Below are 1,462 nucleotides of genomic sequence, written 5' to 3' on the forward strand. Positions count from 1 at the left end.
AAATAAAAGGCTTTCTCAAAATTAATATCTTGAGAAAGCCTTTTATTTTTAACCTTTTTGATAATGTAACAATTCTTTAGCCGTATGCTGATCGATAATTAATACATTTGCATATCCACCACGTAATGCACCATCAATTGATTTTATTTTTCTATTACCACCGGCAACTAAAATAGAGCGTTTCTTTAATTTCAGTTCCTCTAACTCAATTCCAATTGTGCGCTGATTAATTTCTTCGCTACTAATATTTCCGTCTCCATCAAAGAAACGTGAACAAATGTCACCGACCGATTGTTTTTTGAGTAAACTTGTTTCATCCTTATCAAAATAACCTAGTCGGAATAATAGTGCTTCGTCTCGCACTGTCCCTACAGTAAAAATTGCAATATTCGCTTGTTTCCCCATTTCAATAATATGATGAATATGTCGATCCTGCTCTACTAATTCTTTTGTCACTGCATTATCAAATATTACTGGTAGTGGTAAATTTCTTGGCGTCGTTTGAAAAGCATCTGCAAATAAAGCAATTGTCTCATTCGCATATGTGTTTACACTCGAATGACTAATACCACCTTTTAGCTGGACAACTTCTACCCCTTTTACATGTTGTGGTACGATTTTTCTAGCGATTTCATACATCGTCATTCCCCAGCTTACACCAACGATATCACCGTTTTTAACCGTCTTTTCCATATACTCAGCTGCATATTTACTAATATACTCTGTAATCGTTGCATATTCTGGCACTGGTGAAAATACAACATGTGCTTCTAGCAAGTTATACTTTTCTTTCAGTAAATTTCCAACGTTATCTAAATCAGCAAATGGATCAGCTATACTAATTTGAACAAATCCTTTTTCTTTCGCGTACTTTAATAGTCTAGAGATAGTCGGCCTTGAAATATTTAATTTGTTAGCAATTTCTTGCTGACTATAATCTGATTGATAATATAATCTTGCAACTTCAACGCTTAACTGTTGTTTATCTTTATCCATAGTAACTTATTACATATCCTTTCCTGTATTTCCTTTTCGTTACAAGCATTATACAGCTTTATGCAAGAAATTTCGACTAATGAATTTTATCTAACTGAACTTCTATTACACTTATTATATACAATGAAATCTTATTGTGTAGATTTACAAACTCAATATAAATACACTTGAAACATATAAATCGATTTATATGCAATTCATTCTTTTTTGCTTTTTCTGTAGTAACGATAACAAAGCCATTCAATAACAAACATCAAATATCGTTTATGGAGCTTCCTTAATTTACGGTAAAACCAAGTTTATTAACATAGAAATTCCTTAGCGTGCGAAATTTGCATTTTGATGGTGACCCATTCCCATCAACTTAAGAACAGAAACAAAGTGAACTTTCGTTTAAATAAACTAAAAAAGCCTTAAAACACTTTTTCTCCTTAAAAATGAGAACACCAAATAAAGTGAAACTTTA

At 31.9% G+C, this 1,462-nt stretch carries 1 protein-coding gene; it reads right to left on the bottom strand.

Translation table 11 applies throughout. From position 1 onward, the window contains the following. Positions 1–48: 48 nt before the first annotated feature. Positions 49–996: a DNA-binding transcriptional repressor DeoR gene (gene deoR / locus KI369_RS26725; protein ID WP_212958541.1), complete on the bottom strand. Its 948-nt coding sequence runs from the start codon at positions 994–996 to the stop codon at positions 49–51. Positions 997–1,462 lie beyond the last annotated feature (466 nt).

This window comes from Bacillus sanguinis, assembly GCF_018332475.1.
Lineage (GTDB): Bacteria > Bacillota > Bacilli > Bacillales > Bacillaceae_G > Bacillus_A > Bacillus_A sanguinis.